Source organism: Sphingobium sp. DN12, from assembly GCF_051058005.1.
Lineage (GTDB): Bacteria > Pseudomonadota > Alphaproteobacteria > Sphingomonadales > Sphingomonadaceae > Sphingobium > Sphingobium yanoikuyae.
The window spans coordinates 1,985,815-2,005,568 of the sequence record NZ_CP173717.1 but is presented as its reverse complement, the minus strand read 5'-3'; the positions used below and the strand labels follow the sequence as shown (position 1 = coordinate 2,005,568).

Genomic DNA, 19,754 nt, shown 5'->3' with positions numbered 1-19,754 from the left:
CATGAATCTGCACCAAGGTGCAATATAAAGAGGCGCGAACAGGGGCGCACGGAGAAGGATGAGAACATGAAGGGAAGAGTGTCGACGGCCGTGGCGATCCTGCCCCTGGCAAGCGGGCTGGTCGCCTGCGGCGCGGACAGCGCAGCGCCGGGCGGTCCGACCGCCAACTGGTCCAGCTTTGGCGGCGACGACAAGGAGCAGCATTATAGCGCGCTCGACCAGATCAGCGCCGACAATGTCGGCAAGCTTGGCCTCGCCTGGTCCTATGATATTGACACCTATGACAGCTATACCCAGCCGTTGGCGATAGATGGCGTCCTCTATTTTGCGGTGGGCCTGTCGGTCGTCCATGCGCTCGACGCCAAGACCGGCAAGCTGCTTTGGCAATATGACCCCGATGTGGCGAGCCAGCCGGAAGCGAAATGGCGGATGCGCGCCGGCTGGGGCACGCGCGGCATCGCCTATAAGGACGGGCTGATCTATACCGCCACGCGCGAAGGCCGGCTGATCGCGGTCGATGCCAAGACCGGCAAGCCGCGCTGGTCGGTCCAGACGCTCGACGAGGCGGAAAACGGCTATATCACCGGCCCGCCATGGGTGGCCGGCGACAAGGTCGTGGTCGGCTTTGGCGGCGCGGATTACAGCCCGACCCGCGGCTATGTGACCGCTTATGATGCCAAGACCGGCAAGAAGGCGTGGCGCTGGTTCGTGGTGCCGGGCGATCCGGCCAAGGGCTTCGAGAACAAGGCGATGGAGGCGGCGGCCAAGACCTGGACCGGCGAATGGTGGAAGTTCGGCGGGGGCGGCACGGTGTGGCACGCCATGGCCTATGACGCCAAATATGACCGCATCTACCTTGGCACCGGCAATGGCTGGCCGTGGAACCAGAAGATCCGTTCGCCCGGTGGTGGCGACAATCTCTATCTCGCCTCGATCGTGGCGATCGACGTGAAGACCGGGGAATATGCCTGGCACTATCAGGTGAACCCGGAAAACAGCCACGATTTCAACGATGCGATGGATATCGAGCTGGCCGATATCGAGATTGGCGGCAAGATGCGGTCGGTGCTGATGCACGCGCCCAAGAATGGCTTCTTCTACGCGCTGGACCGCGAGACCGGGAAGTTCATTTCGGCCGGCGAGTTTGCCAAGCAGAATTGGGCCAAGCGGATCGACCCGGTCACCGGCCGGCCCGAGATCAATCCCGAGGCGCAATATCCGAACGGCAAGCCGTTCATGATGTACCCCTTCCCCAATGGCGCGCATGGCGTCCAGGCGATGGCGTTCAGTCCCAAGACGAACCTCAGCTACATTCCGGTGATGGAGGGCGGCCGCGTGTTCGTCGATCCGGACAATGTGAAGGACTGGACCTACAAGCCGGGGATGATGGTCAATACCGGTCTGGGCGCGCCGCCGGCCAATCTGGTGCCGCCCGCTGCGGTGAGCAAGCTGGTCGCCTTCGACGTCGCCAACAACAAGGTCGCCTGGTCGGTGCCGCAGCCCGGCGTGTTCAATGGCGGCATCATGGCCACGGGTGGCGGCCTGCTGTTCCAGGGGACCAATGACGGCAATTTCAACGCCTATTCGGCGACCGACGGTCGCAAGCTCTGGTCCTTCCCGGCGCAGAACGGGATATTGTCCGCGCCGATCAGCTATACGGTCGGCGGCAAGCAATATGTGTCGGTGATCACCGGTTTCCGCAGCAGCTTCCCCAACGTACCCAACTGGGATTATCGCCAGCAGCAGCGCCGGGTGCTGACCTTTGCGATCGGCGGCACCAAGGCGCTGCCCAAGTTCGAGCCGGTAGACGAGCCGATACAGGATGATCCGGCCTTCACCGTCGATGCCGCCAAGGCCAAGGTCGGCGCCGGCATCTACAATAGCAGCTGCGTCATCTGTCATGGCGCGGGCATGATGGCGGGCGGCGCCGCGCCCGACCTGCGCAAGTCGGCGGTGCCGCTGGACGCGGAGACGTTCAAGTCGGTGGTGCATGACGGGGCGCTGATGGCGCGCGGCATGGGCGCCTTCGAGCAATTGAGCGACGCCGATCTGGAAGGGCTGCGCCATTATATCCGCCAGCGCGCGCGGGAAACCGCGCCCAAGGCAAACTGACCTCCCATGGCATCCGTCCCCTTGTGGCGGATGCTGCTTCGCCCCGCTTCCTTTCATCGGGAGGCGGGGCTCCTTGTCTGCGCTGAGCGGGGGCTTGCACAAAGTCCAGCCGTGCGGCATCAAATTTGCACGTTCATGCAATTGCGTTATGATCGTCGGTTACGTGCCCCCGCCGGGCGCGCCTCGGGGAGGATGAGCGAATTTGACGACGGACAAGGACATGGCTGACCTCAAGGAAAATGGCGATCGGCCGCAGACCTATTCCAGTCCGGCGATCATCGAACGCCGTCGCCGGATATTGGAGGAAACGCGCAAGGTGATCGCCGAACAGGGGATCGCGGCGCTGAGCATGAACGAGATTGGCCAGCGCGCGGGCGTTGCCAAGCGGACGCTCTACAACGCTTTCCAGACCCGTGAGCGGATGATCGCCACTGCGATCCAGGAATATTTCGACGAATATGTCAGCCGCATCGTCTATTCGAGCCCGCCCGGCACGATGCAGCATAATCTGGAGCGGATGATCTCGGTCGTCCAGCGCAACCGGAAGATCCGTAATTATATCAAGGCGATCATGGCGCTCTATTTCAGTTCGGATGTCGACCGCGACATCTGGACCGCGATGCACTCGCCCGCCATCCATCATAACAAGCAGTGGATCGAGGCGCTCGACGCCACGAAGCAACTGCAGCCCTGGGTGCAGGTCGACAAGCTGGTCGACGATCTGGTGCGCTTCGAATATGCGACCATCAACGACTGGGCGCAGGGCCGCATACCCGATGACGAGGTGATCGTCCGTCTGGTCAGCAGCTATCTGTCCTGCCTGCTCGGTTCGCTGAAGGGCGCGGCGCGCAAGGAAGTCGAAGCGCTGATCAAGGATATTGCCGAGCGCGGCATGGACGCGCTGCCGATGTCGCCCAAGACCAAGACGAAAGCGACTTGAATCTGCACCATGATGCAAATTTTCTTGCATCATGGTGTGCGCCTCGTCTAGGCATGCCCCAAGCCCGACATGGGCATCAGCATGGGAGAGTGAGATGAGCGCGCCGAGCGAAGACCCCGAACTGTTGTTCGAGCTGCGCGCGGATGGCGTGGCCGTCATCACCCTCAACCGGCCGCGCGCGAAGAACACCGTCTCCTTCACCATGTGGGAGCAGTTTTCCGCTGCACTCGACCGGCTGGAAAATGCGACGCCAGCGCGGATGCTGCTGCTCTGCGGGGCGGAAGGCTATTTCAGCAATGGCGGCGACGTGAAGCTGCCGCCGGCGCGGGGCGAGGGGGCGTTGCGGCTCGCCGCTCGGCTGGAGATGGGGCAGCGGATCATCCGGCGGTTGCGCGCGCTGCCGATCCCGACCGTGGCGACGGTGGAGGGCGGCGCCTATGGCGTGTCCTGGAGCCTGGCGATGGCCTGCGACATGATCTTCGCTGCCGAGGATGCGCGGTTCGGTGCGCCATTCCTGGATTTCGGGCTGGTGCCGGATGGCGGCGGCGCATGGTTCCTGACCCGGCAACTGGGGCGGGCACGCGCGGCCGAGATCATCTTTTCGGGGCGGACATTGGAGGCGGCCGAGGCATTGAGCCTGGGGCTGGTCAGCCGGCTGGTGCCGCCGGGCGAGGCGGTCGCGCAGGCGCTGGCGCTGGGCGCGACGATCGGTGGTGGCAATGCCCATGCGGTCGAACTGACCAAGCGGCTGCTCGACCAGGCGGAAGGCGGCGACCTGTCGGCCAATCATGCGCTGGAACTGGTCTATTGCCATATTTGCCAGGCGGGGGAGGAGGTGCCCCGCGCTCGCGAGGCGTTCAAAGCACGCGCAGCGGCGAAGGCTGCCGCGAAGGCGGCAACTGGGGCGAAGGAATAAGTCATGCAGTTCGACATGCGCAGCCTGCCGATGGCGACACGCTACAAGATCGTCAATTCGACCATCACCCCGCGCCCGATCGCGTGGATCACCACCCGGTCCGAAGCGGGCGTGGTCAATGCAGCCCCCTACAGCTTCTTCAACTGCGTCGGCACGGAGCCGCCGTTGGTAGCGCTGGGCCTGCTGAAGGAGCCGGTATCGCGCGGCCTGAAGAACACGGCTGCCAACATCATCGCCACCGGCGAGTTCGTCGTGAACCTGGTGTGCGAGGATGATGCCGAGAAGATGAACCATTGCAGCGTCGATGCGCCGGCCGATGTCAGCGAGATCGACTATGCCGGGATCGAGACCGCGCCGTCGGTGGTGGTGGCACCGCCGCTGATCGCCAGCAGCCCGGTCAGCTTCGAATGCCGCAAGGTCGCGGCGATGGACATCGGCACGATGCAGACGGTGATCATTGGCGAGATCGTGATGGCGCATATCCGCGACGAGTTCATCACCGATCGTGAGCGGGTCTATTTCGACACGCCGGCGATGAAATTGATCGGCCGCACCCATGGCAGTGGCTGGTATGTGCGCAACGGCGACAGTTTCCAGATGGACCGGCCGCGTTATGATCCGGCACGGCTGATGGGCAAGGAGTGAATTTGAACCTATAGTGCAATATTACTTGCGCTCCCCGGAAAAAACGTGTCTGTTTCAAGGGAAAGGTCGGGGGCTCGATTCCGAGCGCCACCGGCCAGATCCGAACAAGAGGCGGCGCAGACCGCCAAACAGGAGTGCGTGATGCCCGGCCCTCTGGACCATCTTGTCGTTATCGAGCTGTCGACCGAAATGCCGGTCGCGATCGCGGGCATGTTGCTCGCCGACCATGGCGCCGACGTGCTGAAGGTCGAGCCGCGCGGCGGCGCCTATTTCGCCCATGAACTGACCCGCAAGAGCTGGGACCGGTCCAAGCGCAGCGTCGAATTGGACATCGCCGATGCGGACGACCGGGCGGCGCTGCGTGGACTGCTGAGCGGGGCGGACATCTTCATCCATGCGATGGAAGAAGGGGAAGCGAAGGCGCTTGGTCTGGACGGTGAGAGCCTGGCGCGCGACTATCCGGAGCTGATCGTGTCGGCGCTGACCGCCTATGGCGCGGACACGCCCTTTGCCGACCGGCCGCGCGGCGAGGGGCTGGCGGCGGCGCTGCTCGGCACGATGATCGACAAGTCCAGCCCGTTCCGCGAAGGGCCGGTCTATCTGGGGCATCCCGCGCTTCATTATGGTCAGGCGTTTCTGGGCGTGATCGGCGCGCTGACGGCGATCCGGGCGCGGCGGTCGAGCGGCAAGGGGCAGAAGGTGGAATCCTCGCTGCTCGACGCGATGCTGGCCCAGTCGCCGATGAACAACTGGTGGCAGGAAGAGGGTATTTCCTACATCAAGGCGGGGGATTCCGGCGCGGTCGACCGCTTCGGCCGGACCCGGCTGGTGACCGGGATGTTCGAATGCGGCGACGGCCTGTTCCTGCAGATCCATACCGGCGGCCAGGGCGGTTTCAAGGCGGCGATGGACCAGCTGGGCTTTGGCGACCGGGTCTCGGTGGTAAAAGGCGCGGCGGAAATGTCGGTGCCGCTGAGCGACGATGAATATCATATCGCCCGCGTCGAGATTTTCGATGCGTTCAAGGCACGCCCGCGCGCCGAATGGATCGCGCTGTTCCAGGCGGCCGATGTGGCGGCGCTGCCGGTGCTGGAACCGGCCGAAGTGCTGCTGGACGAGCAGGTGGAATTTGTCGGCCAGCGGATCGCGCTGCCGGACGCGGAGTTCGGCACTATCTATCAGGCGGCGCCGGCGGTGCGGCTGGATCGCAGCCCCTGTTCCGCGCCGCGCCCGGCGCCGGCGATCGGTGCCGACAATGGCGCGCTGGCTGATCTGATCGCGCGCAAGCGGGCCGAACTGGTGGCGGCGGGCAAGCCGCTCGACCGGCCGCTCGAAGGCATCAAGGTGGTGGACTTCTCCTCCTTCTTCGCGGTGGGCTTTGGCGGGCGGCTGCTGTCGGACCTCGGCGCCGACGTCATCAAGGTGGAGACGCCCGACGGCGACCAGATGCGGCCGCTGCCGGACTGTTTCGACGCGGCGCAGCGTGGCAAGCGCGACATCGTGCTGAACCTCAAGCAGCCCGAGGCGCTGGAGGCGGCGCTGAAGCTGGTGGGTGAGGCCGATGTCGTCACCCATAATCTGCGCCCCGGCAAGGCCGACAAGCTGGGCATCGGCTATGAGGCGCTGTCGAAGATCAATCCGCGCCTGCTCTATGTCTATCTGCCCGGCTATGGCTCCAAGGGCCCCAAGTCCCTGCTCAAGAGTTTTGCGCCTCTGGTGTCGGGCTGGACCGGCCTGCTCTACGAAGGCGGCGGCGCGGGCAATCCGCCGACCCGGTCGGTGTTCGGCAATGAGGATTATAATAACGGCTTCCTGGGCGCGGCGGGCATATTGATGGGGCTGGAGCGGCGCGCGATCAGCGGCGTCGGCGACTATATGGAGATACCCCAGCTCCATTCGAGCCTGTGGACCACGTCCGAGCATTTCCTGGATGCCGACAAGCAGGTCGTCTACGGCTTCCGCCTCGACAAGGATCAGGCGGGCTATAATGCGCTCGACCGGCTCTATCGCACCAGCGACGGCTGGATCTGCATTGCCTGTCGGCAGGACGGGCGCTTCGCGGCGCTGGCGCAGGCGGTCGGTCAGGCCGGGCTGATCGACGATCCGCGCTTTGCCTCGCCAAAGGAACGGTCGCTGCATGACGCGGCGCTGCTGGCGGCGCTAGAGCCCTGGTTTGCCGACAAGACGAGCGCGGAGGCCTTCGCCCTGCTCGATGCGGCGGGTGTACCGTGCGAGATACCAGCGGCGAAAAGCTGGGTGCGCGAGGCGCTGTGGCAGGACTGGGCGGTGACCAGCAACCGGGTGATCGAGAATTTCGATTCCATGTATGGCCATGTGCGCCAGTTCGGCAGCTTCATCCATCTGAGCGATACGCCGGGCCATGCGCGCAAGTCCGCGCCGCGCCTGGGCGAGCATACGCGGCAGATATTGGCCGAGATCGGCTATGCGCCGGACGCGATCGACGCGCTGATCGACAGCGGCAAGGCGATGCAGGCGGCGGACGTGACCGGCCGTATCCAGTCGCGCGTCTCGGCCGCCTGAACCAACAACAGATAATCGGGAAGAGGAACCCAAAGGGTGCAGTTGAACCTTCGTTACGACATGAACCGGCCGGATTTCGGCGCGCCGCATCCCGTGCTTTACCGCACTGCGATCGAGCAGGCGCAATGGGCCGACAAGCTGGGATTCACGCAGGTGTTCCTGGCCGAGCATCATGGCGCGGAGGGCGGCTATTGCCCGTCCTCCATGGTGCAGGCGGCGTCGATCCTGGGCGCGACGGACACTATCGTCGCGCATCTGTCGGCACTGGTCGTCACCATGCACGATCCGCTGCGGCTGGCCGAGGATCTGGCGGTGCTGGACAATATCGCGCCCGGCCGCGTGTGGCTGACCGCCGGCATGGGCTATCGCCCGCATGAGTTCGAGATGTTCGGCAAGGACATTACCAAGCGGCTGGCGATCATGAACGAGGCGATGGCCACGCTGAAGCAGGCCTGGACCGGCGAGCCGTTCGAGTTTCGCGAGCGCACCGTGCGGGTGACGCCGGCACCGGCGACGCCGGGCGGCCCCAAAATCTACATGGGCGGGTCGACCGACAAGTCGGCGATCCGCGCAGCCAAGGGCGGCTATCAATATTTTCCCGGCCATCCCGACCTGTTCACCCTCTACAAGGAGGAGCGGGAAAAGGCCGGCTTCCCGCCGCCGGAGGAACTGCGCAAGCCGGCGGCGAGCTTCCTCTATGTCTCCGACGATCCGGATCGCGACTGGCCGCTGGTGGCGCCGCATGTCGCCTATGCGACCAACGCCTATGCCGAATGGGCCAAGGAGCGCGGCACCGGCCAGACACGCTACCAGCCCGCCGAGACGATCGAGGGGCTGAAGGCGATGCCGAACATCAAGGTGCTGACGCCCGACGAATGTTTCGAATATCTCAAGGGGCTGGGCCGGGGCACGGCCGTCACCTTCCACGCGCTGCTGGGCGGGCTGGACCCCGAAGTGTCGTGGCGCAGCCTGCGCCTGTTCGAGAAGGAGGTGCTGCCGCGCCTGCGCGCCGAGCCGGGCCTGCTGGAAAATCCGGGAGAATGAGCATGGAAGAACGCAATCGTCGCGGCACGCTGGCCGCCATGCTGGCGCTGCCGATCGGCATGGCCGCCGCTGCCGAAGCATCGGCCGCCGCGCCAAAGGGAAAGGCGAGCGGCATGGACATGGCCCAGCGGCTGGACATCATCGAGTCCAAGCAGGCGATCACCGAACTCCTCTATGCCTATGCGCGGGCCAATGATCGGGCGGACGAGGCGCTGCTGCGATCGCTCTTCTGGCCGGAATCGACGCACAAGCATGGCAAGTTCGAGGGCAAGTCGTCCGATTTCGTCGGTTTCGCCTTCAAGATCGTGTCGACGCTCAAATATGCCTGCCACCACATCACCAATGTCTCGGTCGAGGTGAAGGGGGACAAGGCTTTTTCCGAATGCTATTATTTTGCGCAGCATCGGCGCGACCGCAAGGAAGGTGGGGGCGAGGAGGATGTCTTCTTCCAGGGCCGCTATCTCGACGATCTGGAGCGGCGGAACGGGGTGTGGAAGATCATCCGTCGCCGGGGCCTGTCCGACTATACCTCGCCGCCCGAACCGGCGCAGACGCCCTATGCCGACTGGCCGGCGGGGCAGCATAGCGAGAAATATCCAAGCGACGATTATTACAAGATGCGCCAGCAGTTTCTGGGCAGCTGATCCGTGCGGGCGCTGATGTGCGAAGTGCATGGCGCGCCTGAGCAACTGGCGTTCCGCGACGTGCCCGTGCCCCAGCCGGGGCCGGGCGAGATCAGGCTGGCGGTGCGGGCGGCGAGCGTCAATTTTCCCGACGCGCTGATGATCCAGAATCTTTACCAGACCAAGCCGCCCTTGCCCTTCATCCCCGGCGGCGAAGCGGCTGGGGTGGTCGATGCGATCGGCGAGGGCGTCGGCGGCTTTCGTATTGGTGACCGGGTGGCGGCGATCCCGTTCCAGGGCGCCTTTGCCGAGCAGGCGGTGGCGCCGGTCTTCCGCACCAGCATCATTCCCGATGCGATGGGCTTCGACGTCGCGGCCGGTTTCACCATGGTCTATGCGACGGCGCTGCACGGGCTGCACCAGCGCGGGCGGTTGCAGGCGGGCGAGACGCTGCTGGTGCTGGGCGCAGCGGGCGGCGTCGGGCTGGCGGCGGTGGAGATTGGCAAGCGCATGGGCGCGCGGGTGATCGCGGCGGCGTCCAGCGCGGAAAAGCTGGAGCTGGCGCGGGCGCATGGTGCGGACGAGACGGTCAATTATGCTGAGGTCGACATCAAGCAGGCGGTGAAGGCGCTGGCCGGGGAGCGCGGCGTCGATGTGATCTTCGATCCGGTCGGCGGCGATCTGGCCGAGCCGGCCTTCCGCACCATGGGCTGGGACGGGCGCTATCTGGTGGTCGGCTTTGCCGCCGGGACCATTCCGGCGATCCCGTTGAACCTGCCGCTGGTGAAGACGGCGTCGATCGTCGGCGTGACGTGGGGGATGCACAGTCGGCGCGAGCCGGACATCCATGCCGCCAATATGGCGCAGCTTTATGACTGGTATGAACAGGGCGGGCTGCGACCGGCGATCGGCGCGCACTTCGGCTTCGAGGATAGCCGGGCGGCGATCCGCTGGATCATGGATCGCAAGGCGCAGGGCAAGGTGGTGATTGAGATGGCCTGATCGGGTCATCACAGGGGCAGACTCAGGTCATGGCCGCGAAGTTCACACCGTTGATCATCGAAAATTTGGGCGGTTTGACGCGCAAACGCGCCGCCAAAGTCACGCCGACGCGACAGTCACGCGACATTGGGGTCACGCCCGCGCGCCGGTGAGGCGACAGCGACGCGCCACTTGAGTCACGCCTGGCGTTGAAGCAGATCGGCTGGTCCATCGCGGAGTATGGAACAGAAAAGCGCCATGTAGGAAAGCGGTGCGTCAGTCGGTCGGCCAGTTGGCGAGCGGGGCGCCGGCGATCGTAGTCCGCGCCTGGACGATCATGCCCTTGCCGCGCGAGACCACATAGAGGGTACTGCGATCGGGGCCGCCCCAGCAGAGATTGGTCGGCATCGCGATCTTTTCGCCGGCGGGATCGTGGAGGATGTCGATCTGGCGGCCCTGCGGCGTCAGCGCGACCAGCCGATTGGAAAAGGGCAGGGTGATCCAGAGATTGTCGGCCATGTCGAAGGCGATGCCGTCGCAATAGCCGAGCGCTGCCTTTTCTTGTGGAGACAAAGCAAGGATAGCCTTGACCGTCTGGTCGGGGACGACATTGCCCAATTGCGGGCCGAAATCCTGCGGGTCGGCCAGGGTGCCGTCGGCGTTGCGGCGCCAGCGGCGGATGCGCCCTTCGGCGGTCAGCGAGGCATAGACATGGCGTTCGTCCCGGTCGAGGCAGAGGCCGTTGACCCCGCGCAGGTCGCGCGCGACGATCGCGGCGCTGCCGTCCGGCCGGACCATGTAGATGAAGCCCGCCGGCGTGGTGGTGCCGATATTGGCGACCGGCCCCCAACTGCTGTGGGTGCAATAGATGCTGCCATCCCGTGCGGTGGCCGGACCGTTGGAGGCGACGAGTTGGCGCCCCTCCAGTTCCGAGACGAGCGTTTCGACCCTGCCGGTTTCGAGGGTGATGCGCTGTAGCGGGCCGGGCTGCTGCTTGAGCAGGCCCATATTGGCGACGATGACGCGGCCCTGTGCATCGACGGCGACGCCATTGGCGGCGAGCGGGGCGCCGACCTGCCGCAGCGGCTGGCCGGGCGCCAGAACGCCGATCGCGCCGCCGCTGTTGGACAGGAACAGGCGGCCGTCGGGGGCGCTGGCGACACCCTCGGCATGGTCGAGCCCGTCGATGACCAGGCTGAAATCGGCCGGGGTCAGGGGCGTCGGGGCAGTGGATGCGCGCGGCGTGCCGGCGCGGGTGCAGCCGGCGAGCGCGAGTGCCGCGCCGCCGAGCAGGGCCGTGCGCCGGTCGACCGCCCTGTCAGCGACCATCTTCAGCGCACCGGCGCAAAGCCGGCGATGCGGTGATCGCCCGCCTCGACCGGGCGGAAGCGCAGGCGCATGTCGCAGGCCGGCTCCACGCCGTCGTCATCGACCAATATGCCCGCGATCCGCACGCCCGGCGCATCGTCGGGTTCGAACAGGATGACGGTGTAGGGGACTTCAGCCTTGTGGTCGCCGGGCAGCAGGCTGCGGATCACGGTGGTGAAGCTATAGGCCTTGCCCTCGGCCGAGACCGGGCGCCATTCCAGCACGGCATCGGGCTTTCCGGGGACGACCTCTGGCGGATACCAGACCCATTCGCCGGTTTCCGCGTCGGCGGTGATGCGCAGTTCGCCGGCATCGAGGCCGTCGTAGAAGCCCTGGAACAGCGGGTCTTCCAGATGGACGGGATAGATGGGAATGCCCATGGTCAGTCCCTCGCAAGGATGGTGGTGGAATGATTATTGCCGCCCAGGCCAGCAACCGCGCAGAGGCGGGCGTCGGGCACCTGACGGTCGCCCTCCTGCCCGCGCAGCTGGCGCACCGCCTCGATCAGCAGGTTGATGCCGGGGACATAGCCGCCCGACATATGGCCGCCGCTGGTGTTGACCGGCACCCGGCCACCCGGCCTCGCATGGCCGGCAGCGTAGAAGCGCGCGCCTTCGCCACGATCGCACAGGCCCAGCATCTCGGTCTGGACGATCGCCGAAATGGAGAAGCCGTCATAGACCTGGGCGAGGTCCAGATCCTTGGGATCGACGCCGGCCATGGCATAGGCCTGCGCCGCCGAGTCCCAGCCGGGATAGTCGAAGGTGCAGGGTTTCTGCGTGAACAGCACGCCATGGGGGTAATTATTGTAGCCGATGCCGACGCCCTGCACCGATATCACCGGATGGGGCAGGTCTCGGGCGGCCTCCACCGCGCTCACCACATAGGCGCCGCCGCCGTCGGTGGTGAGGCAGCAGTCGGCGACCCGCAGCGGGGTCGAGATCATCGGCGTCTGGCGATAGGCGTCGAGGTCCATCGGATCGCGCTTCTGCGCGCCGGGGGTCAGCGCCGCCCAGGCGCGGTAGGTCATCGATACGGACGCCAGTTCCTCCTCGCTCATGCCGAATTCATGGGCGTAGCGATTGGCCATGGTGGCGAAATAGGTGGGCTGGCCGAAGAAGCCGGCGGGCATTTCCAGCCCCGCCTTCTGCGGTTCGCGCGCGTGGAAGCCATAGACGCCGCCCGGCTTGGTCGAGCGAATGGCATAGGGGACGAGGACATGGCGGGCGAGCCCGGCCTCGATCGCGAGCTGCGCCAGCCGCAGCGCGTCCCCGGTGGTGGCGGTGCCGCCCGCCGTGTCGGCGACGGCGGTGAAGCGCCGGGTGGCGGCACCGATCGCATGGGCGACCTCCTCCGACGGATGGCCGACATATTTGTTGCTGACATGGCCGTCGATATCGGCGGGGGTAAGGCCGGCGTCAGCGATCGCGGCCAGGCTGGCGCGGGTCATCATCTGCATCACCGTTTCCTCGCCCTTGCGCAGGAAAGCGGTTTCGCCAATGCCGGTGATGGCGATTTTATTGCCCTTCATCATGCGTCCTTGAACCCCTTGCCCTGTGCCACCAGTCGTTCGATCAGCGGGGAGGGGGTGAAGGCGGCGCCATGCGCAGCCTCCAAGGCCTTCAGCCGGTCGAGGACGGTGGGAAGCCCCTGGAGATCGGCCCAGAACATCGGGCCGCCGCGATATTTCGGCCAGCCATAGCCGGTGATCCAGACGATATCGATGTCGGACGCGCGCGAGGCGATGCCTTCGTCGAGGATGCGGGCGCCCTCATTCACCATGGCGAAGAGTATGCGATCCTGGATTTCCGCGTCGCTGACGTCGCGGCGGGCGATGCCCTGCTTCGCGGCGAAATCCTCGATCACCTGCATCGCGACCGGCGAGGGCGTCTGCTTGCGGTTGTCGTCATAGTCGTAGAAGCCGCCCTTGGTCTTCTGCCCGTGGCGGCCCATTTCGTTGAGGATCTCGCGGACATTGGCGGAGCTGGTCGTCTTGGGGTTCCAGCCGACATCGAGTCCGACCAGATCGCGCATCTGGAAATGGCCCATGGCAAAGCCGAAATCATACAGCACCTTGTCGACCGCCCAGGGCGTGGCCCCTTCGAGGATCAACTGGTCCGCCTGCGTATTGCGAGCGGCGAGGATGCGGTTGCCGACGAAACCATAGCCATTGCCGACCAGCACGCCGATCTTGCCGATCGTCTTGGCGAGCTTCATGGCGGTGGCGATGATTTCCGGCTTCGTGTCCCTGGTGCGGACCACCTCCAGCAGCTTCATGACATTGGCCGGCGAGAAGAAATGGAGGCCGACGACGCTGTCGGGCCGGCTGGTGGCGGCGGCGATGTCGTCAATGTCGAGATAGGAAGTGTTGGTGGCGAGGATCGCGCCCGGCTTGGCAATCTTGTCCAGTTTGCCGAAAACCTCGCGCTTGACGTCGATCTGCTCGAACACCGCTTCGATGATCAGGTCGCAATCGGCCAGATCCTCCATCGCGATCGATCCGGTGAGCAGGCCCATGCGGGTGTCGACATCCTCGGGCTTCATCTTGCCCTTCTTGGCGGTCGTCTCATAATTGCCGCGGATGATGCGCAGGCCGCGGAACAACGCGTCCTCGTTGGTTTCGACCAGGGTGACGGGAATGCCGGCATTGGCGAAGTTCATCGCGATGCCGCCGCCCATGGTGCCGGCGCCGATGACGCCCACCCTGGCGATCGGCAGGATCGGCGTATCGGCGGGCAGGCTGTCGACCTTGGCGGCCTGACGCTCGGCGAAGAAGACATGGCGCTGGGCGGCGGACTGGCTGTCGGCCTGCAGTTCGTTGAACAACTGGCGCTCGAAGGTCATGCCCTCGTCAAAGGGCAGGTCCAGGGACGCCTCGACGCAGCGGATGATCGCTTCGGGGGCGTTGAAGCCACGGAATTTGCGGGCATTGGCCTTGCGGAAATCGGCGAAGATTTCGGGCTTGCCGCGTGCCTCGTCCAGCTTCTCGGTGCGGTCGCGGACCTTGAGCAGCGGGCGCCCTTCATCCAGCACGCGCTGGGCGAAGGCGATGGCGTCGGCGCGCAACTGGCCTTCGGTCGCCAGCTCGTCGATCAGGCCCATATCCTTGGCGGCCTTGGCCGAGACCGGGCTGCCGGCGGTCATGAGGTCGAGCGCCTTTTCGACGCCGACGATGCGGGGCAGGCGCTGGGTGCCGCCGGCGCCGGGCAGCAGGCCCAGATTGACTTCGGGCAGGCCGCATTTGGCCGAGGGCACGGCGATGCGATAATGGGCGACAAGCGCGAGTTCCAGGCCCCCGCCCAGCGCCGTGCCGTGGATGGCGGCGATCACCGGCTTGGTGGCATTTTCCACCACCAGTTGCAGGTTGCGCAGCGTCGGTTCGACCGGCGGCTTGCCGAATTCGGTGATGTCCGCGCCGGCAAAGAAGGTGCGGCCTTCGCAGATCAGCACCATGGCGCCGACCGCGGAATCGCCGATGGCGGTCTCGACCGCGCTGGCGACGCCCTGGCGCACGGCGTTGGAGAGGGCGTTCACCGGCGGCGAGTTGACCGTGATGACCGCGATGGAGCCTTCCACCGCATAGGTGATGACGTCATTGACCTTCATTCAAGCCTCTGTGCGTTTGGGCGCCCGGCTGGCCGGCGGATTGCGCGGCCAGCACCTGACGGGCGCGTTGGCGGAAATAATGCTGGAGCCCGGCGATCTCGTCGTCGGTCAGTTCCTGGAAGCGCGGCATGCCCCGTTCGCGCAATATGCCGTTGTGCAGCACATCCTTCATGCTGGCGGTGTCGAGCGGGACGCCCGACTGGAGCAGGTCCGGCGCGGCGCCGCCCGACACGGCATTTGCGCCATGGCAGATGGAGCAGCGCTGGCCAAAGACGGTGGCGCCGATGGCGGCCTTGGCCGGATCGACGGCGAAGGCGGGATCGTCGATCACCGGCATGTCGACGGGATCGACTTTCGGCAGCGCGGCCTTGCCATCGAGGGCGAAGGTCAGGACGCGCCATTGCTGGGTGCGGTAATTCCATTCGCGCGGCAGGCCGATGGCGCTGGGGAAGCGGGAGCCGGCAATGACCGTCACATATTGCCGGCCGCGGGCGCGATAGCTGATCGGCTGGGCCATCACCGCGGTCTGGGCATCGAACGACCAGAGCGGCTTGCCGCTGGTGGCGGCATAGGCGACGAACTTGCCGCCGGCATTGCCCTGGAACAGCAGGTTGCCGGCGGTGGTCGCGGTGCCGCCGCCGCCGCGCAGGCCGGGCATGGGAATGCGCCAGGCCTCGCTCTGCGTCACCGGGTTCCAGGCGAGCAGGAAGCTGGTAGCGGGGCGATCGGGCGTGACGCCGGGCGGCGGCGCGCCGGTGCCGACGCTGATGCGCTGGCCATCGAGATGCTTCCAGCTCTTTAGTGGCTCGGCCGGGTCGATATAGACGCGGCCCTGGTCCATCGTCGGGATATAGACGAGGCCGCTGCCCGGATTGAAGGACATCGCCTCGATATTATGGGCACCAAAGGGCGAGGGGTAGACGATCGCCGCCTTGCCGCCGGGATAGCGGGCGGCGGGGTTTTCGATCGGCCGGCCACTCTTGACGTCGATGCCGCTGGCCCAGTTGACCGGGACGATGTTGCGGGCGGAGATAAGCTTTCCGGTGGCGCGGTCGATGACGTAGAAGAAGCCGTTCTTGGGCGCGTGCATCAGCACGTCGCGTTCCTGCCCGTCGATCTTCAGCCGGGCGAGTTCCATGTCCATCGCCGAGTTGAAGTCCCAGGTTTCGCCCGGATTGGTCTGATAGTGCCAGACATATTCGCCGGTGTCGGCGTCGAGCGCGACGATCGAGCAGAGGAAGAGATTGTCGCCGCCGCCCGGACTGCGGATCTTCTGGTTCCAGGGCGAGCCATTGCCGACGCCGATATAGATGCGGTTATATTTGGGGTCATAGGCCATGGCGTTCCAGGCGGTGCCGCCGCCGCCATATTTCCACCACTCGCCGGTCCAGGTCTTGGCGGCCATCGCCATCGCCTTGTTCTCGAAGCCGAGCTTCGGGTCGCCGGGCACGGTGTAGAAGCGCCAGAGCTGCTTGCCGGTCTTCTGGTCATAGGCGGTGACATAGCCGCGGATCGGGGCGAAATCGGCGCCGCCATGGCCGATCAAGACCTTGCCGTTGAACACCCAGGGCGCGCCGCTGATATAGCGTTCGTCATCCTTGCCGATGGTCTGGGTCGACCAGAGCCTGTGCCCGGTGCGGGCATTGATGGCGATCAGCCGGCCGTCGATCGTGCCGACATAGACGGCGCCATTGTCATAGGCGATGCCGCGACTGCCCCAGGCGCCGCGCATCTTCTTGTCGGCAACCTTCCAGCTTTGCGGATCATAGGTCCATAGTTCATGGCCGGTGGCGGCGTCGACCGCGTGGACGACGCTGTAGCCCGAGGCATAATAGAGGATACCGTCGACCGCGATCGGTGCGGTCAGGCTGGAGCCGCCGCCTTCGATATCCTGATACCAGGCGAGGCCGAGCCGGCCGACATTATGGTCGTTGATGTCCTTCAGCGGGCTGTAGTGATTTTCATCGATGCCGCCATAGCCGGGCCAGTCGGTGCCGTCGCGCCGGGCCTGGCCCGAGGGCGCACAGGCGGCGAGCAAGGCGAGAAACGGCAAAGTGAGGGACGCAAGACGCATGTAGATCAACCCCCGATCGTCCGGTCGGACGGCCAGAAACGCTGGCGCAGCGCCTTCTTGTTGACCTTGCCCATGATGGTGCGGCCGATGTCATCGACCATCTCGTAGCCGCGCGGACATTTATAGCCGGCGAGGCTGGCACGGCAGAAGGCGTTGAGTTCGTCGGCGCTCGGCGGATCGGCCGGATCGCGCGGGATCACCAGAGCGCGGGCTTCCTCCCCCATTTCCGCATTGGGGGCGGCGACCACGGCGATGTCGGCCACCTTGGGATGGCGCAGCAGCACATGTTCGGATTCCGCTGGATAGATGTTGACGCCGCCCGATACGATCATGTCGGACACGCGATCGGTGATGAAGAGATAGCCGGCATCATCGACATAGCCCATTTCGCCCAGGGTGAAGATGCCGGGTGCGATATGGGCGGCGGCGGTCTTTTCCGGGTCGCCGCGATAGACGATGCCATGGCCGCTGGTGTCGCGGAAATAGACCTGGCCAACCTCGTTGGCGCCCAGCACCGCGCCATCATCGCCATAGATGACGGTTTCGAACGGGGCCAAGGCGCGGCCGACCGATCCGGGACGCTCCAGCCATTCGGGCGAAGTGATGAAGGTGGTGGAGCCGGCCTCGGTGCCGCCATAGGCCTCCACCAGCACCGGGCCGAACCAGTCGATCATCGCCTGCTTGACGGCGCGCGGGCAGGCCGCGCCGGTATGGGCGAGGCGCTGGATGCTGGAGACGTCATATTTCGCGCGCACCTCTTCCGGCAGGGCGAGCATGCGCTGGAAATGGGTGGGAACCATGACCGATCCGGCGACCCGATATTTCTCGATCAGCGCCAGTGCCCTTTCCGCGTCGAAATGCTCGACCGTGATGAGGCTCATGCCGCCGAACACGTTGCGGGCCATGCCGAGCGGGCCGGTATGGTAGAGCGGGCCGACGGCGATGCCGGGCGAGGGGGTGATGCGGGCGCGCACCGTTTCCGCCAGCGCCTGGACGGTAGCGACGCGCGGGAAATATTGCGGTGGGGTCTCGGTCGCCTTGGGCCGGCCGGTGGTGCCCGAGGTATAATGGAGATGAGGCAACGGCGCGACATTCGGGTCCGGCTCGGCGGTCGAAGCGGCGGCAAGCCATTCTTCCCAATGGATGACGCCTTCGCGATCGGGACAGCGCCAGCCGATGACGGTGGCGACGCCGGCCTCGGCCGCGGCGGCAAGGCCCGCCTCCATCGTTTCCGGGCCGACCAGCAGCGCGACGGCGCCGCTGTCCTTGAGGATATAGGCAGCCTCCGACGGGGTGAGGTGGAAGCTGACCGGGACGCTGGAAATGCCGGCCTCCAGACAGCCGACATAGGCGATCACGGTTTCGGCGCTGTTGGGGGCGAAGACGGCGACGCGTCGTTCGTGCAGGTCGAGGCCGTTCAGGGCATTGGCGGCGCGGTTCAGCAGCTCATCCAGTTGCAGCCAGTCGAGCGAGACGCGCTCGTCGGTCAGCGCCATGTCGGCGCGACGGTCGGGCGCGACAGCCTGGAGGGTGAGAGACATGCAGCGTCCTTTCAGGCGGCCGGCGCGTGGACGGCACGCGCGGCGATGGTGGGGGCGAGGTAGCGCAGGGCCATGCGGAAGGAGAGGAGGGCGACGACCGAGCAGACGGTGACGACCACCGCCAGCGACTGGCCCAGCGCGGCTTCCGACCGGAAGACATATTGGGTGAGCGCGGCGACGATCGCCGGGCCGGCGCCCAGGCCCAATATGGTGAAGACGAACAGGAAGAAGGCCAGCATCCGCGCGCGGATCGTCGCCGGCGCGATCAGCCCCATGATCGAGGAGACATAGACCATGAAGGGCACGGTGATGAACTGCGCCACGCAGTAGCAGACCAGGAAGACATAGACGTTGGTGGCGAAGAACATATAGGCGATCACCGGCAGGAAGCCGAGGATCAGCCAGCTGTAGAAGCGCAGATGCGCATCCTTCATGCCGCGCGTGAACAGGCGATCGACGATCCAGCCGTTGATCACCAGCGACACGGCCGAAACGATGTTCATCAGGCTCAGCGCCACGCCATATTGCACCGGCTTCCAGCCGAAATGCCGTTCGATATAGGCGGGCACCCAGTTGGTCATCGAATAGCCGCACATGGCAAGGCAGGAAGTGCCGACCAGCATCAGCGCCAGCAGCCGCCAGTTCTGGCGCACGAAGGCAGCGATCGCGCCCTTTTCCGCGACCGGGCGCGCGGCCCTGGTCGCGCCGCGGCGGCCCGGTTCGGGGAAGGTGAAGACCAGCAGGGCGATCAGCAGGCCGGGCACGCCGACCATCATCATCACCAGCTGCCAGGGCTGGGCCGGGCCATGGAAGGGAATATGGATGCCGCTATGCGCGGCGGCGAAGGCGATCGCGACGCCGCCCAGTGCGAAGGCGGTGGCAGAGCCGACCTTGCCCGCCATCTGGAAGGTGGAGGTGGCACGGGTCAGCAGCCGCGGCGGGAAGGCGTCGGCGATCAGCGAATAGGCGGCGGGCAGCAGCGCCGCTTCCCCCACGCCAACGAAGATGCGGCCGACCAGCAGCGCCTCATAGCTTTGCGCGAAGCCGCAGGCGGTGGTGGCGACGGCCCAGAGCGCGACGCCGCCGAAGATGATCCAGCGGCGCGAATAGCGGTCCGCAGCCCAGCCGAGCGGCAGGCCGAAAATGGCGTAGAAGATGGCGAAGGAGGTCGAGGTGATCATGCTGACCTGCACATCGCTGAGCAGCAGATGCGCCTTGATCGGCGTGACCAGCATCGACACGATCAGCCGGTCGACCCAGGACAGGACATAGAGGCCGAACAGCACGGCCACCATCCACCAGGCGGTACCCAGATGCTGGGTGTCGCCGCCGTCCGGGGCTTTCTCCTGGCTGGTCATCAGCA

15 protein-coding genes are annotated in these 19,754 nt (G+C 65.8%); 8 read left to right on the top strand and 7 right to left on the bottom strand.

Annotation, left to right across the window (positions count from 1 at the left end; translation table 11 throughout):
* Positions 1-66 precede the first annotated feature (66 nt).
* The 8 genes from ACI6S0_RS09390 to ACI6S0_RS09355 all read left to right on the top strand — a co-directional run bounded on the left by ACI6S0_RS09390 (position 67) and on the right by ACI6S0_RS09355 (position 9,823).
* On the top strand, positions 67-2,112 hold the full coding sequence (locus ACI6S0_RS09390) for a PQQ-dependent dehydrogenase, methanol/ethanol family (protein WP_434405636.1): 2,046 nt from the start codon (positions 67-69) through the stop codon (positions 2,110-2,112).
* Between the two features lie 220 nt (positions 2,113-2,332).
* Entirely contained in the window at positions 2,333-3,052 is a 720-nt protein-coding gene (locus tag ACI6S0_RS09385; protein WP_279776158.1) for a TetR/AcrR family transcriptional regulator, read from the top strand.
* A 94-nt stretch (positions 3,053-3,146) separates the two neighbouring features.
* On the top strand, positions 3,147-3,968 hold the full coding sequence (locus ACI6S0_RS09380; protein ID WP_434405635.1) for an enoyl-CoA hydratase/isomerase family protein: 822 nt from the start codon (positions 3,147-3,149) through the stop codon (positions 3,966-3,968).
* A gap of 3 nt (positions 3,969-3,971) precedes the next feature.
* Positions 3,972-4,613: a flavin reductase family protein gene (locus tag ACI6S0_RS09375; RefSeq protein WP_434405634.1), complete on the top strand. Its 642-nt coding sequence runs from the start codon at positions 3,972-3,974 to the stop codon at positions 4,611-4,613.
* 141 nt (positions 4,614-4,754) lie between these two features.
* On the top strand, positions 4,755-7,154 hold the full coding sequence (locus ACI6S0_RS09370) for a CoA transferase (RefSeq protein WP_434405633.1): 2,400 nt from the start codon (positions 4,755-4,757) through the stop codon (positions 7,152-7,154).
* Positions 7,155-7,190: 36 nt separating this feature from the next.
* Entirely contained in the window at positions 7,191-8,198 is a 1,008-nt protein-coding gene (locus tag ACI6S0_RS09365) for an LLM class flavin-dependent oxidoreductase (RefSeq protein ID WP_048936626.1), read from the top strand.
* Between the two features lie 2 nt (positions 8,199-8,200).
* Positions 8,201-8,842: a nuclear transport factor 2 family protein gene (locus ACI6S0_RS09360; RefSeq protein ID WP_434405632.1), complete on the top strand. Its 642-nt coding sequence runs from the start codon at positions 8,201-8,203 to the stop codon at positions 8,840-8,842.
* A 15-nt stretch (positions 8,843-8,857) separates the two neighbouring features.
* On the top strand, positions 8,858-9,823 hold the full coding sequence (locus tag ACI6S0_RS09355; protein WP_434405631.1) for an NADPH:quinone oxidoreductase family protein: 966 nt from the start codon (positions 8,858-8,860) through the stop codon (positions 9,821-9,823).
* Positions 9,824-10,078: 255 nt separating this feature from the next.
* Here the strand turns inward: ACI6S0_RS09355 and ACI6S0_RS09350 are convergent, their stop codons facing one another.
* The 7 genes from ACI6S0_RS09350 to ACI6S0_RS09320 are packed head-to-tail and all read right to left on the bottom strand — an operon-like array spanning position 10,079 to position 19,749.
* Positions 10,079-11,131 carry an SMP-30/gluconolactonase/LRE family protein gene (locus ACI6S0_RS09350; protein ID WP_434405630.1) on the bottom strand — a complete coding sequence of 351 codons (1,053 nt, stop codon included), beginning with the start codon at positions 11,129-11,131 and terminating at the stop codon, positions 10,079-10,081.
* Between the two features lie 2 nt (positions 11,132-11,133).
* A complete protein-coding gene (locus tag ACI6S0_RS09345; protein WP_097382892.1) occupies positions 11,134-11,550 on the bottom strand; it encodes a Zn-ribbon domain-containing OB-fold protein in 417 nt (138 codons plus the stop codon).
* A gap of 2 nt (positions 11,551-11,552) precedes the next feature.
* A complete protein-coding gene (locus ACI6S0_RS09340; protein ID WP_434405629.1) occupies positions 11,553-12,704 on the bottom strand; it encodes a thiolase family protein in 1,152 nt (383 codons plus the stop codon).
* Entirely contained in the window at positions 12,701-14,776 is a 2,076-nt protein-coding gene (locus ACI6S0_RS09335) for a 3-hydroxyacyl-CoA dehydrogenase NAD-binding domain-containing protein (protein WP_434405628.1), read from the bottom strand. The genes ACI6S0_RS09340 and ACI6S0_RS09335 overlap by 4 nt, the downstream gene beginning before the upstream one ends.
* Positions 14,763-16,850: a PQQ-dependent dehydrogenase, methanol/ethanol family gene (locus ACI6S0_RS09330; RefSeq protein WP_434405627.1), complete on the bottom strand. Its 2,088-nt coding sequence runs from the start codon at positions 16,848-16,850 to the stop codon at positions 14,763-14,765. The genes ACI6S0_RS09335 and ACI6S0_RS09330 overlap by 14 nt, the downstream gene beginning before the upstream one ends.
* 5 nt (positions 16,851-16,855) lie before the next feature.
* Positions 16,856-18,391: an AMP-binding protein gene (locus tag ACI6S0_RS09325; RefSeq protein ID WP_434405626.1), complete on the bottom strand. Its 1,536-nt coding sequence runs from the start codon at positions 18,389-18,391 to the stop codon at positions 16,856-16,858.
* Positions 18,392-18,402: 11 nt separating this feature from the next.
* Positions 18,403-19,749, bottom strand: coding sequence for an MFS transporter (locus tag ACI6S0_RS09320; protein WP_434405625.1), 1,347 nt, complete (start codon positions 19,747-19,749; stop codon positions 18,403-18,405).
* Positions 19,750-19,754: the final 5 nt, after the last annotated feature.